Here is a 2,977-nt window from a genome sequence, read left to right on the forward strand (position 1 = left end):
GACGCGTTGGCTGACCGCTTGCGGGCAGAGGGACACCTGCCTGCGGTGGTTGACGCATCGTTTGAGGTCGCGACCGGTGAGATTTTCGTCATCATGGGCCTGTCCGGCTCCGGCAAATCAACCCTCGTGCGCTGCCTATCGAGGCTTGTGGAACCCAGTGCAGGCGAAATCTTGCTCGACGGCCGGGATCTGTTGAAGGCATCCCCCAAGGAACTGATCGAGCTTCGTCGACACGATATGGGCATGGTCTTCCAGAATTTCGGCCTTTTGCCACATCTCACGGTGCTCGAGAATGTGGCTTTCCCCCTCAAGATCCAGAGAAAAGGCCAGAAGGAGCGGGAGGAACGGGCCCGTGAGATGATTGCGCTGGTGGGGTTGGACGGCCGAGAGAAATCGTTTCCGAACCAGCTATCTGGTGGCCAGCAGCAGCGCGTCGGCATCGCGCGCTCGCTCGCAGTGGGTCCAGCACTTTGGTTCCTCGATGAGCCGTTCTCGGCACTCGATCCGCTAATCCGCCGGCAAATGCAGGATGAGTTCTTACGATTGCAGAAGATGCTCAAGAAGACCATCATCTTCATCACACACGACATCGCCGAGGCCTTCCGTCTGGCCGACCGTCTCGCGATCATGCGTGCAGGCAAGATTGTCCAGATCGGTCGACCGGCCGATATCGTCCTCAATCCTGCCGATGACTATGTTGCCCAATTCACCGAGGATATGCCGCTACTCCGCGTCATCAAGGCCGGTGATCTGGCAACAGCGATCAATGGGACGGCGGTCGACCATGACATTGACGCTGGCGCTAGCATCGAGGAGTTGATCCCCCGCATCGCCGGTGGCGCGAAGACTTTTGGCGTGGTGCAGGCCGATGCCCCGCGCCGGATGATTGCCGCTGCCGACGTCTTGGAAGTTCTGGAACGCGATTCCCGTAGGCAGGCTTCATGAGCACGGTAAGTGGCATTCAGCAGCCCATCCGGCCTCTCACCGTTGAAGCCGGCTTTGCCGCGTGGGGCGCACTGATCGCTCTTACGTTCGCCTGCATCGTATTGCAGCATAGCCTGCCTTGGGTCGTGACCTTTCCCACAGCTTGGCAGGTGCCAATTGCGGCAGGGATCAACGTTGTGAGCGACGCGGTGGTGCCGGTTATCCAGCCGCTTTTCAGGAGCATCTCAGCACTGCTAGATGTTCCAATGCGTGGTATGCAAGCCTGCCTTTCTTGGCTCCCTTGGCCTGCAACGATGGCGATCGTCGTAGTCCTATCGCTGAAGTCAGGGGGATACCGGCTTGCGCTCCTTTCCGTCATTGCCCTCGGCTACATGGTAATTGCCGGTTACTGGCCGCAAAGCATGAACACCCTGTCGCTAGTACTTCTGTCGGTCCCGATTGCCGTCGGGCTAGGGTTTGCGCTTGGTCTGCTCGGCTATCGGTTCCCGAGGTTCCGACCAGGGCTACTGGCCTTCCTCGACCTTATGCAGACTGTTCCCGCATTTGCCTACCTAATCCCCCTGCTACTCCTGTTCGGCTTCGGACCGGTGGTCGGTCTCATTGCCAGCGCTATCTATGCCACGCCGCCCATGGTGCGGAACACAATGCTTGGCCTCGATCGCGTGCCGAGCGATATCAGCGAAGCCGGCCTGATGAGCGGTTGCACGCGGCGGCAGCAATTCTGGCACGTCGAAGTCCCCACGGCACTGCCGCAGATCCTTGTCGGCTTCAACCAGAGTACAATGGCCGCCCTTTCCATGGTCATCGTTGCCGCGATCATTGGTGGGTTTGAAGACATTGGCTGGGAGGTTTTGTCATCCATGCGCAAAGCCGAATTCGGGCAAAGCATCCTGTCCGGGTTGGTCATCGCTCTCTTGGCGATCTTGATAGACCGGCTGACGTTGGGGTTCGCCAAGGAACGCCCAAACGGTCCGACGCCGATCATGGCCTGGATGAGTTGGCGGCGACTTGCGGGCATCGTTGTCGTCGCTCTCGTCGCGGCCGCCGCCCAGCGGCTTTTCTTGCCCGACGCGTGGGCGCTCCCTTCAACGGCACTGCGTGAACAGGTTGGAATTGTAAATGTCGCGCTGACGAGCGTCGTTCGCGACTACGCGTGGTTTTTCAACGGTGCGCGCAATGTCGTCCTGTACAGTCTCCTGCTGCCGTTGCGGATGGGCATCGTTGGTGCGGCGACCCCCGCGCTTTGGGGTTTCGCGTTAACGCCGCCGATGGTTGCCGTATATGTGGCGCTCTGGCTCGCAATCGCGGGGTTGGCGATGAAAGCCTACGGTTGGCAGCTCGCAGTGGCCACATGCATGGCAGGACTTCTTTTGTTTCAAGGTTTTGCAGGATTTCCTTGGCCCGCGCTCATTCTCGGTTTTGGGCTGCTGGCCTATAGGCTTGCCGGCATAGGACTTGCGTGTTTCGCCATGCTCGGGTTTGGGTTTATCCTGGTGTCGGGCCTATCGGCGCCCCTCGGCCAATCGATGTACCTGACGATGCTCGCCGTGATCCTGTGTCTGATGATCGGTGGGTTGCTGGGTGTCTGGGCCGCGCACAGTGAGCGAGTCTCCAAAATCCTGCGGCCAATTTGCGACGGGCTTCAGACGGTCCCGCAGTTCGTTTTCCTCATCCCAGCTCTCATGTTCTTCAAGGTCGGCGAGTTCACAGCCTTGATTGCAATCATGCTCTACGCGATCGTGCCGCCGATCCGCTATGTGGAGCATGGCCTCCGCAATGTCCGCCCTGACGTGGTCGAAGCCGTTCAGCAGATGGGGGCGACCCCCACCCAGGTTCTCATGCAGGCCAAGTTTCCACTTGCGCTTCCGGTGATCATGTTGGGGATCAACCAGACCATCATGGCCGCCCTGTCGATGCTGGCGATTGCTGCCCTTGTCGGCACCCGTGACCTTGGCCAGCAAGTCTACATAGCGCTCGGTAAAGCTGATGCAGGACTGGGCATCGTGGCGGGTCTTTCGATAGCGTTCCTCGC

2 protein-coding genes are annotated in these 2,977 nt (G+C 59.7%); both read left to right on the forward strand.

Features of this window, described 5'->3' with window-relative positions:
* Nucleotides 1–6: 6 nt before the first annotated feature.
* Nucleotides 7–945 (forward strand): quaternary amine ABC transporter ATP-binding protein, encoded by a 939-nt coding sequence (locus G6N73_RS35115; protein WP_246252825.1) that lies wholly within the window; start codon nucleotides 7–9, stop codon nucleotides 943–945.
* Nucleotides 942–2,977 (forward strand): ABC transporter permease (locus tag G6N73_RS35120; protein WP_165034458.1); only part of this gene is annotated, 2,036 nt, incomplete at its 3' end. The genes G6N73_RS35115 and G6N73_RS35120, both read left to right, overlap by 4 nt.

Origin of the sequence: Allomesorhizobium camelthorni (genome assembly GCF_011045125.1) — a bacterium.
Classification (GTDB): Bacteria; Pseudomonadota; Alphaproteobacteria; order Rhizobiales; family Rhizobiaceae; genus Allomesorhizobium; species Allomesorhizobium camelthorni.